The sequence below is a fragment of the Niveibacterium microcysteis genome, from assembly GCF_017161445.1.
GTDB lineage: Bacteria > Pseudomonadota > Gammaproteobacteria > Burkholderiales > Rhodocyclaceae > Niveibacterium > Niveibacterium microcysteis.
On sequence record NZ_CP071060.1, the window covers coordinates 784,119 to 802,640 of the forward strand.

Annotated in this window: 15 protein-coding genes; 6 read left to right on the top strand and 9 right to left on the bottom strand. The window is 64.8% G+C overall.

Going from position 1 to position 18,522, the window contains the following annotated elements; translation table 11 throughout:
- Positions 1-120: 120 nt before the first annotated feature.
- The 5 genes from holA to JY500_RS03685 all read right to left on the bottom strand — a co-directional run bounded on the left by holA (position 121) and on the right by JY500_RS03685 (position 5,351).
- Entirely contained in the window at positions 121-1,149 is a 1,029-nt protein-coding gene (gene holA / locus JY500_RS03665; RefSeq protein WP_172204495.1) for a DNA polymerase III subunit delta, read from the bottom strand.
- Between the two features lie 4 nt (positions 1,150-1,153).
- Positions 1,154-1,684 carry an LPS-assembly lipoprotein LptE gene (locus JY500_RS03670; RefSeq protein WP_172204497.1) on the bottom strand — a complete coding sequence of 177 codons (531 nt, stop codon included), beginning with the start codon at positions 1,682-1,684 and terminating at the stop codon, positions 1,154-1,156.
- Positions 1,681-2,211, bottom strand: a complete 531-nt coding sequence (locus tag JY500_RS03675; protein ID WP_206255089.1) for a GNAT family N-acetyltransferase — start codon at positions 2,209-2,211, stop codon at positions 1,681-1,683. Before JY500_RS03675 ends, JY500_RS03670 begins: the two co-directional genes overlap by 4 nt.
- Position 2,212: 1 nt before the next feature.
- Positions 2,213-4,933, bottom strand: a complete 2,721-nt coding sequence (gene leuS, locus JY500_RS03680) for a leucine--tRNA ligase (RefSeq protein WP_206255090.1) — start codon at positions 4,931-4,933, stop codon at positions 2,213-2,215.
- Between the two features lie 112 nt (positions 4,934-5,045).
- Positions 5,046-5,351 (bottom strand): hypothetical protein, encoded by a 306-nt coding sequence (locus tag JY500_RS03685; RefSeq protein ID WP_172204501.1) that lies wholly within the window; start codon positions 5,349-5,351, stop codon positions 5,046-5,048.
- Positions 5,352-5,606: 255 nt separating this feature from the next.
- Here JY500_RS03685 and JY500_RS03690 point away from each other — a divergent pair, with 255 nt between their 5' ends.
- The 4 genes from JY500_RS03690 to JY500_RS03705 all read left to right on the top strand — a co-directional run bounded on the left by JY500_RS03690 (position 5,607) and on the right by JY500_RS03705 (position 10,239).
- Positions 5,607-6,656, top strand: coding sequence for an oxidoreductase (locus JY500_RS03690; RefSeq protein WP_206255091.1), 1,050 nt, complete (start codon positions 5,607-5,609; stop codon positions 6,654-6,656).
- An 8-nt stretch (positions 6,657-6,664) separates the two neighbouring features.
- Complete coding sequence (locus JY500_RS03695; RefSeq protein WP_172204505.1) at positions 6,665-7,156, top strand: heme-degrading domain-containing protein; 492 nt, start codon at positions 6,665-6,667, stop codon at positions 7,154-7,156.
- 64 nt (positions 7,157-7,220) lie between these two features.
- Positions 7,221-8,048 (top strand): MipA/OmpV family protein, encoded by an 828-nt coding sequence (locus JY500_RS03700; protein WP_206255092.1) that lies wholly within the window; start codon positions 7,221-7,223, stop codon positions 8,046-8,048.
- A 154-nt stretch (positions 8,049-8,202) separates the two neighbouring features.
- The gene (locus JY500_RS03705; RefSeq protein WP_206255093.1) at positions 8,203-10,239 is read left to right on the top strand and encodes an SPFH domain-containing protein; all 2,037 of its coding nucleotides are present in this window, start codon (positions 8,203-8,205) and stop codon (positions 10,237-10,239) included.
- Between the two features lie 133 nt (positions 10,240-10,372).
- Here the strand turns inward: JY500_RS03705 and JY500_RS03710 are convergent, their stop codons facing one another.
- Entirely contained in the window at positions 10,373-10,564 is a 192-nt protein-coding gene (locus JY500_RS03710) for a heavy-metal-associated domain-containing protein (protein WP_206255094.1), read from the bottom strand.
- Positions 10,565-10,740: 176 nt separating this feature from the next.
- On the opposite strand from JY500_RS03710, the gene JY500_RS03715 reads away from it, so the two are divergent.
- Entirely contained in the window at positions 10,741-10,995 is a 255-nt protein-coding gene (locus JY500_RS03715) for a hypothetical protein (RefSeq protein ID WP_206255095.1), read from the top strand.
- Between the two features lie 132 nt (positions 10,996-11,127).
- Positions 11,128-12,480 carry a hypothetical protein gene (locus tag JY500_RS03720; RefSeq protein WP_206255096.1) on the top strand — a complete coding sequence of 451 codons (1,353 nt, stop codon included), beginning with the start codon at positions 11,128-11,130 and terminating at the stop codon, positions 12,478-12,480.
- Positions 12,481-12,999: 519 nt separating this feature from the next.
- Here the strand turns inward: JY500_RS03720 and JY500_RS03725 are convergent.
- The 3 genes from JY500_RS03725 to JY500_RS03735 all read right to left on the bottom strand — a co-directional run bounded on the left by JY500_RS03725 (position 13,000) and on the right by JY500_RS03735 (position 18,513).
- Complete coding sequence (locus tag JY500_RS03725) at positions 13,000-13,656, bottom strand: hypothetical protein (protein WP_206255097.1); 657 nt, start codon at positions 13,654-13,656, stop codon at positions 13,000-13,002.
- A gap of 329 nt (positions 13,657-13,985) precedes the next feature.
- Positions 13,986-15,389: an efflux transporter outer membrane subunit gene (locus tag JY500_RS03730; protein WP_206255098.1), complete on the bottom strand. Its 1,404-nt coding sequence runs from the start codon at positions 15,387-15,389 to the stop codon at positions 13,986-13,988.
- Complete coding sequence (locus JY500_RS03735) at positions 15,382-18,513, bottom strand: efflux RND transporter permease subunit (RefSeq protein ID WP_206255099.1); 3,132 nt, start codon at positions 18,511-18,513, stop codon at positions 15,382-15,384. The genes JY500_RS03730 and JY500_RS03735 overlap by 8 nt, the downstream gene beginning before the upstream one ends.
- Positions 18,514-18,522: the final 9 nt, after the last annotated feature.

Genomic DNA, 18,522 nt, shown 5'->3' on the forward strand with positions numbered 1-18,522 from the left:
AGAATAACCGCCGCTTCAAACAACGGACTGCGCGTACAGACACCCACCGCTTCGGCGCAAGGGTGAATAACAAAAGCTCGGCGACCTCAGGTCGCCATTTTTTTGTCCACGCTTGTCGTGTCAGGCTCGCCGGCGCCGTGGTGTGTTCGCCAGCCGCAAAGCTAACTGCAGGAACTCGTTCCAGAGCTCGCCATCGCCGACGCCCTTGATGATGCGGTCGACGCGGGCGGCATGCATCAGTGCCGCGCGCAGTGTGCCGAGCGGCAGACGTGGCAGGGCGCGCTGAATCAGAGCCTGTTTCTCGCGATCAAACACCCGCTCGCGCTTGAACAGCGCCGCGAGCGGTTGACCGCTGTCTTGCCCTGCGCGCAGCAGCGCCAGCGTGCGGATCTCGGTCGCCATCGCCCACAGCACCAGCGGTGGCGCCGCGCCTTCGCCTTGCAAACCTTCGATCAGACGGGTCAGGCGGGCGGGGTCGCCTTCGAGCAGGGCGAGGCGCAGCTTTTCCGTGTCGTAACGCGCGACGTTCAGCACCGAGTCCTGCACCTGCTCAAGCGTCAGCTCGCCTGGCTCGAACAGCAGGCCGAGCTTCTGCAACTCCTGATGTGCGGCGAGCAGGTTGCCTTCGACGTGCTGGGCAATGAATTCCAGCGCATCGCGCGGTGCGCGCTGCTTCTGGCGTGCCAGCCGCCCGGCCAGCCAGTCCGGCAACTGGGGCAGGGCCGGCGCATTGCATTCGACTTCGACGCCGGCTTCGAGCAGCGCGACGAACCATGCGGCCTTGCGGGCAGCCCAGTCGAGTTGCGGCAGCGTGATCAGCGTGATGACGCCTTGCGGGTCGAGGTGTTTGACGTAGCGCTGCAGCGCCTCGCCGCCTTCGCGGCCGGGCTTGCCGGTCGGAATGCGCAGGTCGATCAGCTTGCTGGAGCCGAACAGGGACAAGTTACCCGCGGCCATCTCCAGGGTGTTCCACTTGAAGCCCTGGGTGACGACCAGCACTTCGCGTTCGTCGATGCCACGGGTGCGTGCTGCGGCGCGGATCGCGTCGCCGGCTTCGAGCACCAGCAGTGGTTCGTCACCATGCACGATGTAGAGCGGCGCGAGGCCGCGTTCGAGCTGGCTGGCGAGCTGTTCCGGCCGAACCGCCATCTGCTTAGCGCGTCGGCGCCGATTGGGTGGCCGGCAACTCCGGCAGCGGCCACGGTGCGGCAGCCATGCGGCGCAGCACGCGTTGGATCAGGTCGTTCTCCATCTCGCGGTAGTACTGCGCTTCTTCCTGTTCCTTCGCCAGCACCAGTGCGTCGTTGAAGGTCATCTCGCGCTTCGTGGCGACTTCGGTGGCCGGGATCACTTCGCGCCCGCCGCGATCGACCACCTTGAACACGATGCGGTCGCGCAGCTCGTATTCACGCACACGGCCGTCGGTGTTCAGGCTCAGGATGATCTTCTCCTTCACGTCCTGAAGGATTACCAGGCTGACTTCGGCTTCGGCCGGGCTATCCACGATCTTGGTGCCGCCGTTGGCTGCGATCTGCCGGCGCAGGTTGGCGCCTGATTCGCTGTAGGCCGACACACCCAGGTGGATCGACTTGAACGGCAGCGGCTGCGGGCCGCGCAGGTGGAAGCCGCAGGCGCCGAGCAGGGTCAGCCCTGCAAGCAGAAGGGCGGATCGGATTCGAGTCACGGTTGAATCTCCGGCCGCAGGCGCGGCGGCTTGGGGTGAAGGCGCGCCATCACGAGGGTGTCCACATAGTCGCCGTTGCGCAGCCCGTGGCTTTTCAGTACCGCTTCCTGCACGAAGCCGCAGGACTCGTACAGCTTTATCGCGCGCGCGTTATCGGCGAACACCTGCAGTTCGATCCGCAACAGGCCGAGCCAGTTGTCGGCGGTGTCGAGCAGGGCCGTCATCAGTGCGCGGCCGATGCCCTGGCCCTGCCAAGCCAGATCGACGGTGATGCCGAGCTGGGCTGCGTGGGCGCGCCGCACTTCGATCTCGCGATGAAGGCCGGCGCAGCCGACGATTTGTCCGTCGACTTCCGCCACCAGCGGCGACTCGTTCGGCTTGTTGTTCTTGAGCCGTTCCACCCACAGTTCGATACCGGGGTAGGGCAGCTGCAGCGTGTTGGCAAATACTTCGGGCGGCGCCATCAGCCGGGCAAGCGCTGCTGCGTCGCCCGGCTCTGCACGTCGGATCTTGGGCTCGGCGGCCACGTCAGCAGACGATGTTCACCAGGCGGCCCGGCACGACGATGACCTTCTTCGCCGGCTTGCCTTCCATGAACTTCTGCGCGACTTCGGACGCCACTGCGGCGGCCTCGATCGCTGCCTTGTCGGCCGAAGCGGGGACCTTAATGCTGCCGCGGGTCTTGCCCAGCACCTGCAGCACCAGCTCCACCTCATCCTGAATCAGCGCATCTTCCTGCGGCTCTGGCCAGGCGGCGTGGAGGATGTCGTCGCCGTAGCCCAGCTCGCGCCACAGCGCGTGTGCGATATGCGGCGTGATCGGCGAGAGCACGCGCAGCAGGATGCCGAAGCCTTCAGCGGCAACCGCATAGGCGGCTGCGAATGTCTCCGCGACATCTTGACTGGTGCCGACTTCGCGGGCGGCAAGCGGCATACGTTCGAGAGTGTTGAGCATCTTCATCGTTGCGGACGCAACGGTGTTGAACTGTTGCTTGCTCAAGTCGTAGTTGGCTTGCTTGAGCAACAGGTGAATCTCGCGTCGCACGCTCTTGATTTCGGGTGCTGCAGCCTGCAACGCAGCACCGTTCGCAAGGTGGCTCAGTCCTGATTCGATGACTGATTTCTGGTCACATGCGAACTTCCAGACGCGCCGCAGGAAACGATAGGAGCCCTCGACCCCAGCATCGGACCACTCCAACGTTTGCTCTGGCGGCGCAGCGAACATCATGAAGAAGCGCGCAGTGTCGGCACCGTACTGTTCGATAAGGCTTTGCGGATCGACGCCGTTGTTCTTCGACTTCGACATGGTGGTCATTTCGAAGTCCAGCGGGGTGCCGTCCTTCTTGAGCTTGGCACCAAGGATCTGGCCTTGCGGGCCGCGCTCGATCTCGACCTCGTCTTCCCAGTAGTAATTCTTGCCGCCGCCCTCTGGCTTGTGCGAGAACGCGGTCTTCAGCACCATGCCCTGCGTGAGCAGGTGCGAGAAGGGTTCGCGGTAAGTCACCAGGCCGAGGTCACGCATCACCTTGGTCCAGAAGCGCGAGTAGAGCAGGTGCAGGATCGCGTGTTCGATGCCGCCGATGTACTGGTCAACGGTCATCCAGTAGTTGGTCTCGGCATCGACCATCGCCTTGTCCGAGAAGGTGCTGGCGTAGCGCGCGTAGTACCAGGACGAATCGACGAAGGTGTCCATCGTGTCCGTCTCGCGGCGCGCCGGCTTGCCGCACTTCGGGCAGTTGCAGGCGAGGAAGCTTTCGAGCTTGTTGAGCGGATTGCCTGAGCCATCCGGCACGCAGTCTTCCGGCAGCACGACCGGCAGCTGATCATCCGGCACCGGCACCGAGCCGCAGTCATCGCAGTGGATGATCGGGATCGGGCAGCCCCAGTAGCGCTGGCGCGAGATGCCCCAGTCGCGCAGGCGCCACTGCACCTTCTTCTCGCCGAGTCCGAGTGCGGTGAGGTCGCTCGCAACAGCATCGACGGCAGGGCCGTACGTCAGCCCATCGTACTTGCCGCTGTTGATGCAAGTCCCGTCTTTGGTGTCGTACCACGACTTCCACCCGGCAAGGTCAAATTCTGTAAAGGCTCGGTCTGCGGCTTCGTCTCCGCTTTTGTGACCCGCATCAAGAATCGTACGCAGAGGGTGTTGAATCACCTGCTCGATCGCGATGCCGTACTTCTTCGCGAAGGCGAAGTCGCGCTCGTCGTGGGCCGGCACACCCATCACGGCGCCGTCGCCGTAGCTCATCAGCACATAGTTGCCGACCCAGACTTCGACTTGCTTGCCGGTCAGCGGATGGGTGACGAAGAGGCCGGTCGGCAGGCCTTCCTTCTCCATCGTCGCCATGTCGGCTTCCATCACCGAGCCGTGCTTGCACTTGTCGATGAAGGCGGCGAGCTCGGGGTTGTTCTTCGCCGCGTGGGTCGCGAGCGGGTGCTCGGCGGCGACCGCGCAGAAGGTCACGCCCATGATCGTGTCGGCGCGGGTGGTGAAGACCCACAGCTTGCCGTCGCCGATCAGGCCAGACTCGTCCGAAATCTCGTGCGGGAACGCGAAGCGCACGCCGATGCTCTTGCCGATCCAGTTGGCCTGCATCAGCTTTACGCGTTCTGGCCAGCCGGTCAGCTCATCCAGGTCACCCAGCAACTCTTCGGCGTACTGGGTGATACCAAGGTAGTAACCGGGGATCTCGCGTTTCTCGACCACCGCGCCGGTACGCCAGCCGCGGCCGTCGATCACCTGCTCGTTGGCGAGCACGGTCTGGTCGACCGGGTCCCAGTTCACGACCTGAGTCTTCTTGTAGGCGATGCCCTTTTCGAGCATGCGCAGGAACAGCCACTGGTTCCACTTGTAGTAGCTGGCGTCGCAGGTGGCGAGCTCACGGCTCCAGTCGATCGCGAAACCGAGCGACTTGAGCTGCTTCTTCATGTAGGCGATGTTCTCGCGGGTCCACTTGGCCGGCGGCACGCCGTTCTTGATCGCCGCGTTCTCGGCCGGCAGGCCGAAGGCATCCCAGCCCATCGGCTGCAGCACGTTGTAGCCGCGCATCTTGTGCGAGCGGGACAGCACATCGCCGATCGTGTAGTTGCGCACGTGCCCCATGTGCAGCTTGCCCGAGGGGTACGGGAACATCGACAGGCAGTAGTACTTCGGGAGCGAATCGTCCCGGGAGACTTCAAAGGCCTGGGTGGAATCCCAGTGTTGTTGGGCCGCGGACTCGATCTCGGCCGGCGTGTATTTGTCCTGCATGGGCGCGTGCTCGCTGCAAAAAGGCGAAAACGCGCATTCTACCGCCCGCACGCTGCAGCGCGGTATCCATATGCCGGGCTACGCTTGCGGCGCCCGGCATCGGGGCGTGAGATCAGGCTGCGCGGCGGACGCTGGCGCGCAGCGCGCCGAGCATGTCTTCCATGGCCTGCAGTGGCAACTGCGCGAGGTGATTCTGCGTGCGCACCATGCGGACCAGACGCGGCGCGAGGCGACGCTGGCGTTCTGCATCGGTCAGTTCGAGCAGGCGATCATGCGCTACAGCCCAGTATTCAGGCCCGCCGACCCAACCGGTGGTGTCGGTAGCATGGCGCAGCGCGTCGTGCCAGAGTTCCAGCGCCTGTTCGTCGCTGATGCCAGCCTTGCGGGCCAGCCAGGGGAGGTACATAGGGGCGTTCATGGGGGCTTTCTCGCGGCACACCCCCTGGGGGAGGGGCGGGATGGTGCGCTGCAAAAAATAAGGGTAAACCGCGAGCAAAATTATAAGATCGACGAGCGATCAATGTTAGGTGCGCGAGTCAGTTTCTTGCGCTGTAACAAGCCCTTGCGTGCAGCCGGTGGTTTGGCGCCGGGCGTTCGCTCCGGCGTTCGGGTGGTGCGGCGCGGCGGGCGCGCCCATACTGCCGGCGCTGCCACGGATTCCAGGAGTTTTCAGATGAGTTCAACAGTGCGAGTCGGCGTCGTCGGCTTCGGTTTTGCGACCGCCACCTTCCATGCGCCCCTAATCGCCTCGGTGCCGGGTTTGGAGCTGATTGCCATGTCCAGCAGCGACCCGGCCAAGGTGCACGCTGCTTGGCCGCAGGTCGAGGTGTGTGAGTCACCGGATGCGTTGTTCGCGCGGTCGGACATCGACCTCGTCGTGATCCCGACGCCCAACGAGACCCACTACCCGCTCGCGGTAAAGGCGTTGGCCGCCGGCAAGCATGTTGTGGTCGACAAACCCTTCACGCTGGATGCGGGCGAGGCGCGAGACCTGATCGCCCGCGCCGAATCCGCGGGCCGTGTGTTGTCGGTGTTCCACAACCGCCGGTGGGATGCCGATTTCCTCACCGTGCAGAAGGTGCTGGCTTCAGGCGATCTGGGGCGCGTGGCGCACTTCGAATCGCATTTCGATCGCTACCGGCCGCAGGTGCGTCAGCGCTGGCGCGAATCCGGCGCGCCGGGCAGCGGACTCTGGTACGACCTCGGCTCCCATCTGCTGGATCAAACCCTGCAGCTGTTCGGTACGCCGCAGACGATTTCGCTCGACCTGGCAAAGCAACGCGATGGCGCTGCTGCGGACGACTGGTTCCATGCCGTCCTGCGTTACGACACGCTCCGCGTGATCCTGCATGGCAGTGCGCTGGTGCCGGAGCTCGGGCCGCGCTACGTGCTGCACGGAACGCTCGGCAGCTTTACGAAGTATGGGCTTGATCCGCAGGAAGACGCGCTGAAGCTGGGCGGCCGGCCAGGTGGCGCCGATTGGGGCATCGATCCGCGGCCGGGTGTCCTCACGATCAGTTCGGGCGACACCCTGATCCCGCACCAGCACGCCGGCGAGCGGGGTGACTACAGTCGCTACTACGCCGCGGTGCGCGACGCGATCCTGCAGGGCGCGCCGAACCCGGTGCCAGCGAGCGATGCGCTGAAAGTGATGCAGTTGATCGAGCTTGGGCTGGTGGCCTTCCGCGACGGGCGCGTCGCCCGCGTCGGCGAACTCGGTTGAGGCATGCGATGGACTTCGAACACGAACTGGAAAAACTCGCGCGGCAGGAAGAGGCCCTCATCTTCCCGGCCTTCGACGAAGACATTGCATGGCGCTTGGGTGAGGCGCTGCGGGCGCGCGCGAAGGCCGCTGGCCAGGCGGTGACGATCGTCATCCGCCGTGGCGAGGACATCGTGTTCCTGCACGCCATGCCGGGCACCTCGCCGGCCAATGCGGACTGGGCGCGCCGCAAGCACAACGTGGTCACGCTGATGCAGCGCAGCTCCTACGCGGTATCGCTGGAGTGCCGCCGCGACGGCAAGGGGCTGGACGAAAAGATGGGCCTGCCGCTGCGCGACTACGCCTGGCACGGCGGCTGTTTCCCGATCCGCGTTGCCGCCGCTGGGATGATCGGCACCGTCACGGTGTCGGGGCTGCCGCAGCGCGCGGATCACGAACTGGTCGTGGCGGGGCTGGCGCAGTTACTCGGTCACGACGAGGCGACGCTCGCGCTGGATTGATCCGCCTCGGGTGGTCATGCCTCAATGGCCCTAGAATCACGGCTTTTTTGCGGAGCTGCCACGCATGAAGCCTTTCCCCCTGCTGGCGTCGCTCGCCGTGCTGGTTGCCGTGCCTGCGCACGCGGCCGACCTGCCCAAGTGGGAGCTCGGTCTGGGCGTGGGCGCCATGACCTTGCCGGACTACCGAGGGTCCGACGAGCAGCACGCCTATCTGCTGCCGGTGCCGTTCGTGGTCTACCGCGGTGATCGCCTGCGCGCCGATCGCGACGGTCTGCGCGGCAAGTTGTTCGATTCGGACCGGCTGGAACTGGACATCAGCCTCTCCGCCGGTGTGCCTGTGCGCAGCAACAGCAACGAAGCACGGGCTGGCATGCCGGACCTGAAGCCAACGATCGAGATCGGCCCGCAGATTGTCTGGCGGATTGCGGGTAGCTGGGAAGACGGCTATCGCCTGATGGCGCGGCTGCCAATCCGCAAGGTGATCGCGATCGGAACCTCGCAGGACGCCGGTTGGGCAAGCACGCCAACGCTCTCGTTCGACATCTTCGATCAGCCGGTGCCTGGCTGGCGTTTCGCGGTGTCCGGCGGGCCTTACTTTGGCGACCGTGCGAGCCATGCCTATGTATATGACGTTGCGCCGGAATACGCTCGCGTTGATCGCCCCGCCTATGCGGCGAAGTCGGGCTACGGCGGCGCACAGCTCACGCTGACCTTGTCGCGCCGCATGGGGCGGGCGTGGTTCGGCAGTTTCGTGCGCGGCAGCACCGTTTCCGGCGCCGCCTTCGAAGACAGCCCGCTGGTACGGCAAAGCAACAACATCACGGCCGGCATTTCGGTGGCGTGGTCGCTATGGGAATCGGGCGAGCGGGTCGACCGGCCGATCGACGAATAAGGCGTTCCACCACAACGCAAGCGCTGTGCGCTTGTTGGCACGTGCGAACGCGCTGTGCACCTATCCTCGCTGCGGGCTTGATCTGCTGCAGGGCGTAGTGCCGTGAATCGCCAGAGGATCCTGCCTTTCCCCTCATTCTTGAAAACAGGATCCCATGGACTTTTTTGAACTGCTGGCCGGACATGCCACCGGTCTGTTCGTTTTGATCGGCCTGATCGTCGTCGCGATCGGCTACAAGTGGGTGCTGTGGTTGTTCGGCGTGATCATCGTGCCGGACGACAGCCTTGGCGTGGTGACGAAGAAGTTCGTACTGTTCGGCGCCAACCGCAACCTGCCGGACGGCCGCATCATCGCGCTCAACGGTGAGGCCGGTTACCAGGCCGATACGCTCGCCCCTGGCCTGCATGTGGCGCTGTGGCCGTGGCAATACACTGTGGAGTTGGTCAAGTTCTTCACCGTGCCGCAGGGTGAGGTCGGCGTGGTCGAGGCCTGCGACGGCAATCCGCTGCCAAGCGGCCGCATCATCGCCAAGCAGGTCGAGTGCGACACTTACCAGGATGCACGCGCGTTCCTGCAGAACAGCGGCGAGCGCGGCCCGCAGATGGCGCTGATTCCGCCCGGCACCTACCGGATCAACACGTTGTTGTTCAAGGTCGATCTCAAGCCGGCGGTGAGCATTCCGCAAGGCAAGCTCGGCGTGGTGGAAGCGCTGGATGGCGCACCGCTGCCCAGCGGCCGAGTGATCGCGCGGCAGGTGGCTTGCGATTCGTTCCAGGATGGCCATGCCTTCCTCTCCGGCGGCGGTGAGCGCGGGCCGCAGATGTCGGTGATCACGCCGGGGACGTATCGCATCAACCCCGCGCTGTTCGAAGTGCATCTCGCAGACGCGGTGGATATCCCCGAGAACAAGGTCGGCATCATCACGACCAAGGAGGGCAAGCCGCTGGTGACTGGCGAGATCGCTGGCCCCGAGATCGCCGGCCACAACATGTTCCAGAACCCACAGGCCTTCGTCGACAACGGCGGCAGCAAGGGTTTGCAGGAGCAGGTGCTGCTGGCAGGCCGCTACTTCATCAACCCGCGTTTCGCGACGGTCGAGATCGTCGACATGGTCGAGGTGCCGATCGCCAACGTGGGCGTGGTGATTGCCTACGTCGGCCGCGAGGGCCACGACGTGACCGGCGAGTCATTCCGCCACGGCAACCTCGTGAGTCGCGGCGAGAAGGGCGTGTGGGTCGACCCGCTGGACCCCGGCAAGTACCCAATCAACCCCTATACCCACAAGGTCAGCAATGTGCCGACCGCGAACGTGGTGCTGAACTGGGCGACGGGCAAGACCGAAGCGCACAAGCTCGACGCCAACCTCTCGACGATCACCGTGCGTTCGGCGGACGGCTTCAAGTTCAACCTCGACGTCTCGCAGATCATTCACATCCCGCGCAACGACGCACCCAAGGTCATCGCGCGCTTCGGCGGCATGGCGGCGCTGGTGACCCAGGTGCTGGAACCGACCATCGGCAACTACTTCCGCAACGCTGCGCAGGGCTCGGACATCATCGACTTCCTGAAGAACCGCTCGAAGCGGCAGGACGAAGCACGTCAGGCAATCGCGGCTGCGCTGAAGGAATACAACGTCGGCGCGGTCGATACGCTGATTGGCGACATCGTGCCGCCTGAAGAACTGATGAAGACGCTCACCGACCGCAAGATCGCCGAGCAGGAACGCGTCACCTACGACACCCAGCGCCAGGCGCAGGTGGTGAAGCAGGAACTCGAGCAGGCCACCGCACTCGCCGCCACCCAGGCCCGCGTGGTGGATGCCGAGCGCCAGGTGACGATTGCCGACTTCAACGCCAAGGCCACCGTTAAGGCAGCCGAAGGTCAGGCTCAGTCGAAGAAGATCAACGCCGAAGCCGACGCCACCGTGCTGCGCACCGTGGGCGAGGCTGAAGCCGCGAAGACCCAGGCCGTGGGTGGCGCCGAAGCGGAAGTCATCAAGCTCAAGATCGCCTCGATGGAATCCGGCAACTACGCGATGGTGCAGGTCGCCGAAGCGCTCGCGAAAGCCGGCGTGAAGCTGGTGCCAGATATCGTTGCAGGCGGCGGCAGCGGGCAGGGCGGCACGTTGGTCGATGTGTTGCTGGGGAATCTGATTCGGGATGGGATGAACAAGCCCAAACCAGAGGTCTGATCGCGACCAACCTGGCTATGAAACGGGGCGCTCGATGCGCCCCGTTTCTCTTTTGAAGGCCCGCACTGCGTTACTGCACTGGCGCGATGGCTGAGCTGTACCGGCCTCGCGCCGGGTGCGGCCCCTGCACTTCTCAGACCGGTGGGTAGCCGGCCTCAGCCAACGCGTCGGCCAGGGTCTGACGGTCTTCGGTGCTGCGTACGCCGACTTTCTGCGCTTTCAGGTCGATGCTCACCTCGCAGTCGGGGTCGGTCAACTTCAGGGCCTTGGTGACCATGCTGGCGCAGTGGCTGCAGGTCATGTCAGGTAGTTGGAACTCGTTCATGGTCGCTCCTATCAAGAGGCAGTTAAGGGAAGCGAAGCCTCCAGCTTGCCCCTGCCGGAAGGTCAAGCACTCAAAGCGAAAAAAACCTTCATCAGGGTGCTTGACCTTCCCTTGGGGGCAAGCCTGAGAGTGGCTTTCGGGCGTGGCAAGCACGCCTTCCAACTCAGGAGTCCGTCATGAAGTTCATCGCGCTGCGCGTGAGGCCGTCGCTGGTGGTCCACGGCTACACACCGGACAACACAGAAATCGTCGAGCACATGGATGAGGCGCCCTTTGCAGACAAGCTCGTCGCCATCGAGCGCATCCAGTCGATCAGCGATCGCTACCTCTTGGTGACCGGTTCGCATGGCCGGGTGATGTATTGGGAATACGAAGGTGGCTTCGATGAGGTCCGTAGGCGCTTGGAACAGGCGGGTTTGTTGATCGCGTAGGCGTTGGGGTGTTTTGTTCTTCGGGGCGACAGGACCGCCCGATTGGCGGGCCACGGTGGCGCTGGTGGCTGCCAAGGCGGAGGGCGAGCCCCGATGCGCAGGTTTCCAATTGAGAGAATGAAGGAGCACAACATGGAGCATGGTTCGACGCGTCATGCGGCAATGGCATTAAGCAGTTTGGCAGCGGCCCTGCTGGCCGCTTGCGGCGGTGGTGGCGATGGTGGCGGGGCAGTCGAGCCGCCGGTCAGCAGCCCCGTCGGCTGTGTGGCCTTGCGCGAGGAAATCTCGTGGTATCGCGACACGCTTTCGAGCGAGTGGAACGATGTCGTGATTGATGAGCAGCAGCACATCTGGCTCGCGGGCTGGAGCAATGGCGTGGTTGGCCAGACGAATATCGAACCAGCCGGGAACAGCCGGGCCGTTGTGCGTCGGCTTGATTCCGACGGCTCCCTGCTCTGGGATGCCGGCGCACGTTTCGATACGCCGGGCGCGGACGCGGCCGAAGCGCTGGCGATTGGCCGCGATGGCACGGTCTTCGTGGTCGGTCGGACCACTGGCAACCTGGACGGTGCAGACAACGCAGGCCAGTTCGACACCTTTGTCGCCTGGGCCGAGCGCGCCGGGTTGGCCACGCCGTGGCGGACCTTTCAGATCGGCACCGATCGACCCCAGCATCCACGCCGCGCCGCCGTGGATGCGCGCGGCAACCTGCTGATCGCCGGACACGACGATGAGTACGTGCCGACCAACTACGTCGAGGCGTGGAGCGATGCGTTCGCAATGCGGCTCGACCGTCAGGGCGCGGGCACTGCCGACGACCGCCTGACCGCGGCGTGGACCCATCGATCGAACAGCACCGAACCCGACATCGGCGGCGGGTTGGCGAGCCTCGAAACGGCCGATGGCGCTGCCACCTTTGTCAGCGGTGCGGTGCAGAGCGGCACCCAGCGCGGGATGTACCTGCGCAGGCTGGATGGCTTAGGGCAGGCAACGTGGACCACCCGCTACAGTGCGGTGCCACTCGATCATGTTGCCGTGATCCGGCCGTTGGCGGGCGGCGATCTGCTGATCGGCGGCTCGGTCTACGGCAGCTTTCCAGGTGCGGTCGGGCTGGGCCAGCAGGATGTCTTCGTCGCTCGCGTCAGTGCGGCCGACGGGCGAGTGCTGCGCAGTTGGCAGCTCGGGTCATCCGGCGCTGAATGGCTGGCCGATCTGCAGATTGACCGTGAGGGCAACATCGTCCTGTTCGGCGAGACAACCGGCAGCGTGGTCGCGGGGCAATCCAATGCGGGCGGTAATGATCTCTTCATGATGAAGATCGCGGGTAACGACGGCCGCGTGCTCGCCACCCGTCAGTGGGGTACTGCAGACGACGAACGCGCCGGGCGCGTGGCTCTGGATCAATGCGGGCGCGCCGTGGCGGTCGGCAGTTCGGGCGACCGCTACCGCCGCGATGCAATTGCCTGGTATTGGCGCCCGTCTTGAGCTGCTGTCGAATCGCGACGAGTGCTCGGACTGACCTTCCGGGCGGCAACAGGCCGCAGGGGACATCTAGGGTGCGAAGCGCGTCAAGATACCCGTGGCCTCCGTGCCGATCGGACATTGTTTCATGTTGCCGCACAGGCCGAGGGAGCGTTTGATGTCTGGTCCGAGAACACGAAACAAGGTTTCAGCGTGGGGTAACGCCGACTGTTTGTAGACCATCGTATTCAGGCATCACTTCGGTTACGAACGTTCAGCATGGCGGGCGGTGGTCTAGTTCGGCCACGTCACCGGACTCTGTTGCCGGATAACTTCTACGACGGGAGCCCCGACCCGGTTGCGTTTGTGCAGCAACGCTATCCGAACGTCGCACGTTATCCGATCGACTTGTCCAAGGTCTGCTAGTCGCTGCTGTTGGAAACGCCGTCGTCGGGCGCCGCGCCTCGGGAGCTATGAGCGCCGTGTTGGCTGCCAACATGGCGCCCGAGGTGTTCGCGCGGTTTGCTGATTCAACGCCCTGCGTTAAGCGGCAGTGCGGCCGCGGCGCCGAATCATGCCGGTCGAGAGTGCGAGGGAAACTAGTGCGAGCCCAAGGACGTTGGGCTCGGGAACGCTCGCTGGATCTCTCACATCGATCCGAAGCGCGCCGAGGTCGGAGTCTGCTTGCGTGAGCCACTCATCGGGGCCCTGAAACAGCGCGCCAGTAAATGAATGCGCTCCACGGAACCCCTGAGAATTGATGTTCCAGGTCAGCATTGTCGATGCGTCTGTCGTAGCTATCGAGAACCAGTATTTGGTTCCTTCGTCAAGCCAGAGATCACTGAGGAAGTCTGCTGCGACGAGGCCACCTGGAACGAGTGGGTCAACAATTCCGGCACCCAAGACAGCACCTGGCCCACCGCCGACATCGGAGCGAATCTGGAATTGGATTGGCGCCACGGCACCTTGCACATACCAGACGGGCGCATATGCCCGGGATGCAAAGCCCGATTGGCTTGGCACAAATTCGTCGGCGGTGATGTAGTTGGCTCCGTTGCCGGGATTGCCCGCAAACCAACCTAACCCGATCGCCTCGGAATCAGCAGGGGATAGTGTGTTGTAGACGATTGACGCGGATGCAAAGGAAGATGCAACGCAAAGTGCGCAGACCAAAAAACAGCGGAAGAGCCTAATGCTCATGATTTGTACGCTTTCGTAGTCATGAAGCCGGGTGGATCGATCGAACAGGGACGATGCTTCGGAGGGGGCATTCGGTTCTTCGGCGATCCCGTGGTGTTCATAGTCTATTGCGCGATTCGGGGCGTGCGGTTGCACCCGATTTGCATGATGTGCGCTATTTCACTCGCCACCACGACAACGTGAGAACTGCAAAACGTCTTGAATGGGCTTTGATTCTCGAAGCCCGGCATTTGTCTCGGTGACTTCGCGTCGCAGCTGCCGAGCATTTGCCGGGCCGCCGTTGTGGCGCCGGCGAATGGCGTCGAGCGATGCACTCGCCTGACTCGCAGTCACGGCTGCTGCGCCCAGCCACCGCCCAGCGCTGCGAACAGGCTCACCGTGTAGGCGAGCTGCTGGTTCTGCAGCGTGACGACGTCGAGTTCTGCCTGCAGCTGGTTGCGTTCGGCGTCGAGCACGTCCATGAAACTGGTGAGGCCTTCCTGGTAGCGCAGGAAGGAGATGTGCTGCGCTTCGCCGAGGGCGGTGGCGCGCTGGCGTTTGCTGTCGGCCTGCTCGCGGGTCTCGCGCAGGTTGACGAGGCCGTCTTCGGTTTCGCGGAAGGCGGTCTGCACGGTCTTCTGGTAGGTGGCGACCATCTCGCGCTCGCTGGCTTCGGCTTGTCGCAGCTGGTTTTTCAGCTGGCCGCCCATGAAGATCGGTTGCGCGAGGCCGGCGGCGAGGCTCCACAGCGCGCTGCCGGGGTCGCCGAGCGTGTGCAGCTCGCTGCTCTCGTAGCCGGTGGCGCCGGTGAGCGAGATCTTCGGGAAGAAGGCGGCGCGGGCGGCGCCGATATTCGCGTTGGCGGCGCGCAGCTGCGCTTCGGCGGCGAGAATGTCGGGCCGGCGTTCGAGCAGTTGCGAGGGCAGGCCGGGCGGGATGTCGAGATCGGCGGTCAGCGTGTCGATGCTGCGCCCGCGCGGCACCGGCCCCGGGTTGCGGCCGAGCAAGGTGCTCAGTGCGTTCTCCTGCAGCGTGATCTGGCGCTCCAGGTCGGGGATGCTGCTGCGGGTCTGCTGGGTTTGCGCGCGCGCCTGGGCGTAGTCGTAGCCCGAGGCCACGCCGCCTTCGAAGCGGCGCTGCGTCATGTGCAGCGTTTCTTCCTGCGTGGCGAGGTTGCGGCGCGCGATCTCAAGCTGGCGATCGAGCGCAAGCAGCTTGAAGTAGGCGGTGGCGACCTGCGATTCGAGCGAGATGCGCAGCGCCTGCTGGTTGTACTCGCTGGACAGCAGCTTCTCGCGTGCGGCATCGCTGGCGTTGCGCAGGCGGCCCCACAGGTCCAGCTCGTAGGACACACCGATGGTCGCCTTGATGTCTTCGCCGTGCCGGTCGCCGGGCAACCGCGGCGCGGCTTCGGCGCTGCGCATCGTGTGCTGGTCGCTGAGGCCGGCGGTGACCTGCGGATAGCGCTGCGCATCGGTGATGCCCAGTTGCGCGCGGGCCTGCTCGATGCGGGCGTAGGCGACCTTCATGTCCTTGTTCTCGGCGAGCGCGGTGTCGATCAGCTGGTTCAGCGCGTCGTCGCCGAAGAGCTTCCACCATTCGCTGGGCACAGCGGCCTCGCTGCGGGCGCCGGTGTGCTCGGCCTGGCCCCATTGCGGGGGCGCTTCCACATCCGGGCGCAGATACACCGGGGCCATGTTGCAGGCGGTGAGGCTCAGCAGCAGCGGCAGGATCGCAAAGCTTGTCTTACGCATGGTCATGCTCCTTCGTCGCGGCGGCGGGCTGCTTGGCCGCACCCTTGCCGGACAGCAGGGAAAAGAACATCGGAACGAACAGCACGGCGAGGAAGGTGGCGGCGAGCATGCCGCCGATGACGCCGGTGCCGATCGAGTGCTGGCTGTTGGCGCCCGCGCCGAAGCTGATCGCCAGCGGCACCACGCCGAGGATGAAGGCCATCGAGGTCATCACGATCGGGCGGAAGCGCAGGCGGGCGGCCTGCAGCGCGGCGTCGCGGGCACTGTGGCCTTGCTGGTGGAGCTGGTGCGCGAACTCGACGATCAGGATCGCGTTCTTCGCGGCCAGCCCGATCAGCGTGATCAGGCCGATCTGGAAGTAGATGTCGCAGTTGAGCCCGCGCAGCCACACCGCGGCGAAGGCGCCGAAGATCGCGAAGGGCACGGCGGTCACCACCACCAGCGGCAGCTTCCAGCTCTCGTACTGCGCGGCGAGGATCAGGAACACCACCACCAGGCCGAACGCGAAGGCCAGCGTGGCGGCGCTACCGGCGCGCTTTTCCTGGAAGGCGGTGCCGGTCCAGGCCAGCGCGTAGCCTTCGGGCAGCACTTCCTTGGCGACGCGCTCGATGGCGGCAATCGCTTGGCCCGAGCTGTGCCCCGCCGCCGGGTTGGCCATGAGCTTGGCGCCCATGAAGCCGTTGAAGCGGTTGATGATCTCCGGCCCGCTGATCTGCCGCACGTCGGCGACCGCACCGAGCGGAATCATCTGGCCGCCGCTCGAACGCACATACACCTTGCCCACGTCTTCCGGCCGCATTCGGGCATCCGCTTCGGACTGCAGCAGCACGCGGTAGGTCTGGCCGAACTTGTTGAAGTCGTTCACGTAGAGGCTGCCGAAGGTGGCCTGCAGCGCATCGAAGATGCTGTTGATCGGCACGCCCAGCGCCTTGGCGCGGTCGCGATTCACATCCACATAAACCTGCGGCACGTTGGCGCGCATCAGCGTGGTGACGCCGGTGAGTTCCGGCTGCTGGCCGGCTTTGGTGATGAAGTCCTGCGTGACCTTGGCGAGCTGCTGGATGTCGCCCTCGCCGCGGTTCTGGATGTAGAACTCGGCGCCGCCGGTGGTGCCCAGGCCCGGAATCGGCGGCGGGTTGAAGCCGAGGATCATGGCTTCGCGGTTGCCTTGCGTGCCGTGCATGAAGTCGTAGATCGCGTTGCGGATGTTGAGCGCGACGCCGCGTTCCTCCCACGGCTTCATCACCGAGAACACCGTCGCGGCGGAAGTCTTCAGGTTGCCGGTGAGGATGTCGTAGCCGGAGAGCACCACCACATCCGCATTGCCTTCGAAGCCCTTGGCGGCGTCGCCCGCCTGTGCGGCGACCTGCTTCGTGCGCGCGAGCGAGGCGGCGTCCGGCAGCTGTACGGTGGCGAGGTAGTAGCCCTGGTCTTCCGGCGGAATCAGCGCGGTCGGCACCGTCTTCACCAGGCCGCCCAGCATCAGCAGCACACCACCGGCGCAGAGCAGCGCCAGCGCCCAGCGGCGGATGATCGCAGCGACCGCGGCGCCGAAGCGCTCGGTGGCCTTGTCGAACAGGCGGTTGAACCAGCGGAAGAACGCCGCCGGCTCGGTGTGGCCGGGCTTGAGCAGCAGCGCGCACAGCGCCGGGGTGAGCGTCAGCGCGACGAAGCCGGAGAGGGTGACCGACACCGCGATGGTGATCGCGAACTGCTTGTAGAGCTGGCCAGTGAGGCCGCCGAGGAAGCCGATCGGCACGAACACCGCGCACAGCACCAGCACGATCGCGACGACCGGGCCGGTGACTTCCTGCATCGCGCGCAACGTGGCTTCGCGGGGCGGCAGATGTTCGTCGCGCATGATCCGCTCGACGTTTTCCAGCACCACGATCGCGTCGTCGACGACGATGCCGATCGCCAGCACCAGGCCGAACAGCGTCAGCGTGTTGATCGAGAAGCCGAGCAGGTACATGCCGGCAAAGGTGCCGACCAGCGACACCGGCACCGCGATGCAGGGGATCAGCGTGGCACGGAAGTTCTGCAGGAACAGGAACACCACGAGGAAGACCAGCACGATTGCTTCGAGCAGGGTCTTCACCACTTCGTGAATCGAGCCCTTCACGAAGGGCGTGGTGTCGTAGGGCACGCTGTAGCTCACGCCTTCGGGGAAGCTGGTCGACAGCTGCGCCATCGTGGCCTTCACCGCGTTGGCCACGTCCAGCGCATTGGCGCCCGGCTGCAGGTAGGTCGCGACCATCACACCCGGCTTGCCGTTGAGCGTGCCGGACATCGAATAGTCGCGCGCGCCGAGTTCGACGCGGGCGACGTCGCGGATGCGCACGCTCGAGCCGTCCGGATTGGCGCGCAGGATGATGTTCTCGAAGGCCTCCGGGTCGGTCATGCGGCCCTGGGCGCTCATCGTGTAGGTGAATTGCGGACTGCCGTCGTTGGGCGTGTCGCCGATCTTGCCGACCGCGAACTGCGCGTTCTGCTCCTTGATCGCCTGCACCACGTCGGCGGTGGTCATCTTCAGCTCGGCGAGGCGGTCGGGTTTGAGCCACACGCGCATCGCGTAGTCCTGCGCGCCAAGAATGGTGGCGTCACCCACGCCGGGCAGGCGCTTGAGCGCGTTGACCACGTTCAGGTAGGCGTAGTTGGAGAGGAACACCGTGTCGTACTTCCCCTCGGGCGACGACAGGGTGACGATCTGCAGCATGTTCGTGGACTTCTTCTGCACGATCACGCCGTTCTGCTTCACGCTGTCCGGCAGCACCGGCAGGGCGGTTTGCACCCGGTTGTTGACGTTGGTCGCGGCCTGGTCCGGGTCGGTGCCGATGTCGAAGTAGACGTTCAGCGTCATCGTGCCGTTGGCGGCACTGGTGGATTCCATGTAAATCATGTTCTCCACGCCGTTGACCTTGTCCTCGATCGGCGCAGCGACGGTCTTCTGCAAGGTGTCGGCATTGGCGCCGCTGTATTGCGCGGTGACCGAGACGACCGGCGGCGTGATGTCGGGGAACTGCGCGACCGGCAGCTTGAAGATCGCGGCCGCGCCGGCCAGCATGATCAGGATGGACAGCACCGATGCGAGGATCGGGCGGTCGATGAAGGTTCTGGAAATCATCGTCGTTCC

Excerpts from the sequence above, each read along its gene's own strand:
- holA (WP_172204495.1), bottom strand. The coding sequence starts at position 1,149 with ATGGCGGTTCGGCCGGAACAGCTCGCCAGCCAGCTCGAACGCGGCCTC.
- leuS (WP_206255090.1), bottom strand. The coding sequence starts at position 4,933 with ATGCAGGACAAATACACGCCGGCCGAGATCGAGTCCGCGGCCCAACAA.
- JY500_RS03685 (WP_172204501.1), bottom strand. The coding sequence starts at position 5,351 with ATGAACGCCCCTATGTACCTCCCCTGGCTGGCCCGCAAGGCTGGCATC.
- JY500_RS03690 (WP_206255091.1), top strand. The coding sequence starts at position 5,607 with ATGAGTTCAACAGTGCGAGTCGGCGTCGTCGGCTTCGGTTTTGCGACC.
- JY500_RS03695 (WP_172204505.1), top strand. The coding sequence starts at position 6,665 with ATGGACTTCGAACACGAACTGGAAAAACTCGCGCGGCAGGAAGAGGCC.
- JY500_RS03700 (WP_206255092.1), top strand. The coding sequence starts at position 7,221 with ATGAAGCCTTTCCCCCTGCTGGCGTCGCTCGCCGTGCTGGTTGCCGTG.
- JY500_RS03705 (WP_206255093.1), top strand. The coding sequence starts at position 8,203 with ATGGACTTTTTTGAACTGCTGGCCGGACATGCCACCGGTCTGTTCGTT.
- JY500_RS03710 (WP_206255094.1), bottom strand. The coding sequence starts at position 10,564 with ATGAACGAGTTCCAACTACCTGACATGACCTGCAGCCACTGCGCCAGC.
- JY500_RS03715 (WP_206255095.1), top strand. The coding sequence starts at position 10,741 with ATGAAGTTCATCGCGCTGCGCGTGAGGCCGTCGCTGGTGGTCCACGGC.
- JY500_RS03720 (WP_206255096.1), top strand. The coding sequence starts at position 11,128 with ATGGAGCATGGTTCGACGCGTCATGCGGCAATGGCATTAAGCAGTTTG.
- JY500_RS03725 (WP_206255097.1), bottom strand. The coding sequence starts at position 13,656 with ATGAGCATTAGGCTCTTCCGCTGTTTTTTGGTCTGCGCACTTTGCGTT.
- JY500_RS03730 (WP_206255098.1), bottom strand. The coding sequence starts at position 15,389 with ATGCGTAAGACAAGCTTTGCGATCCTGCCGCTGCTGCTGAGCCTCACC.
- JY500_RS03735 (WP_206255099.1), bottom strand. The coding sequence starts at position 18,513 with ATGATTTCCAGAACCTTCATCGACCGCCCGATCCTCGCATCGGTGCTG.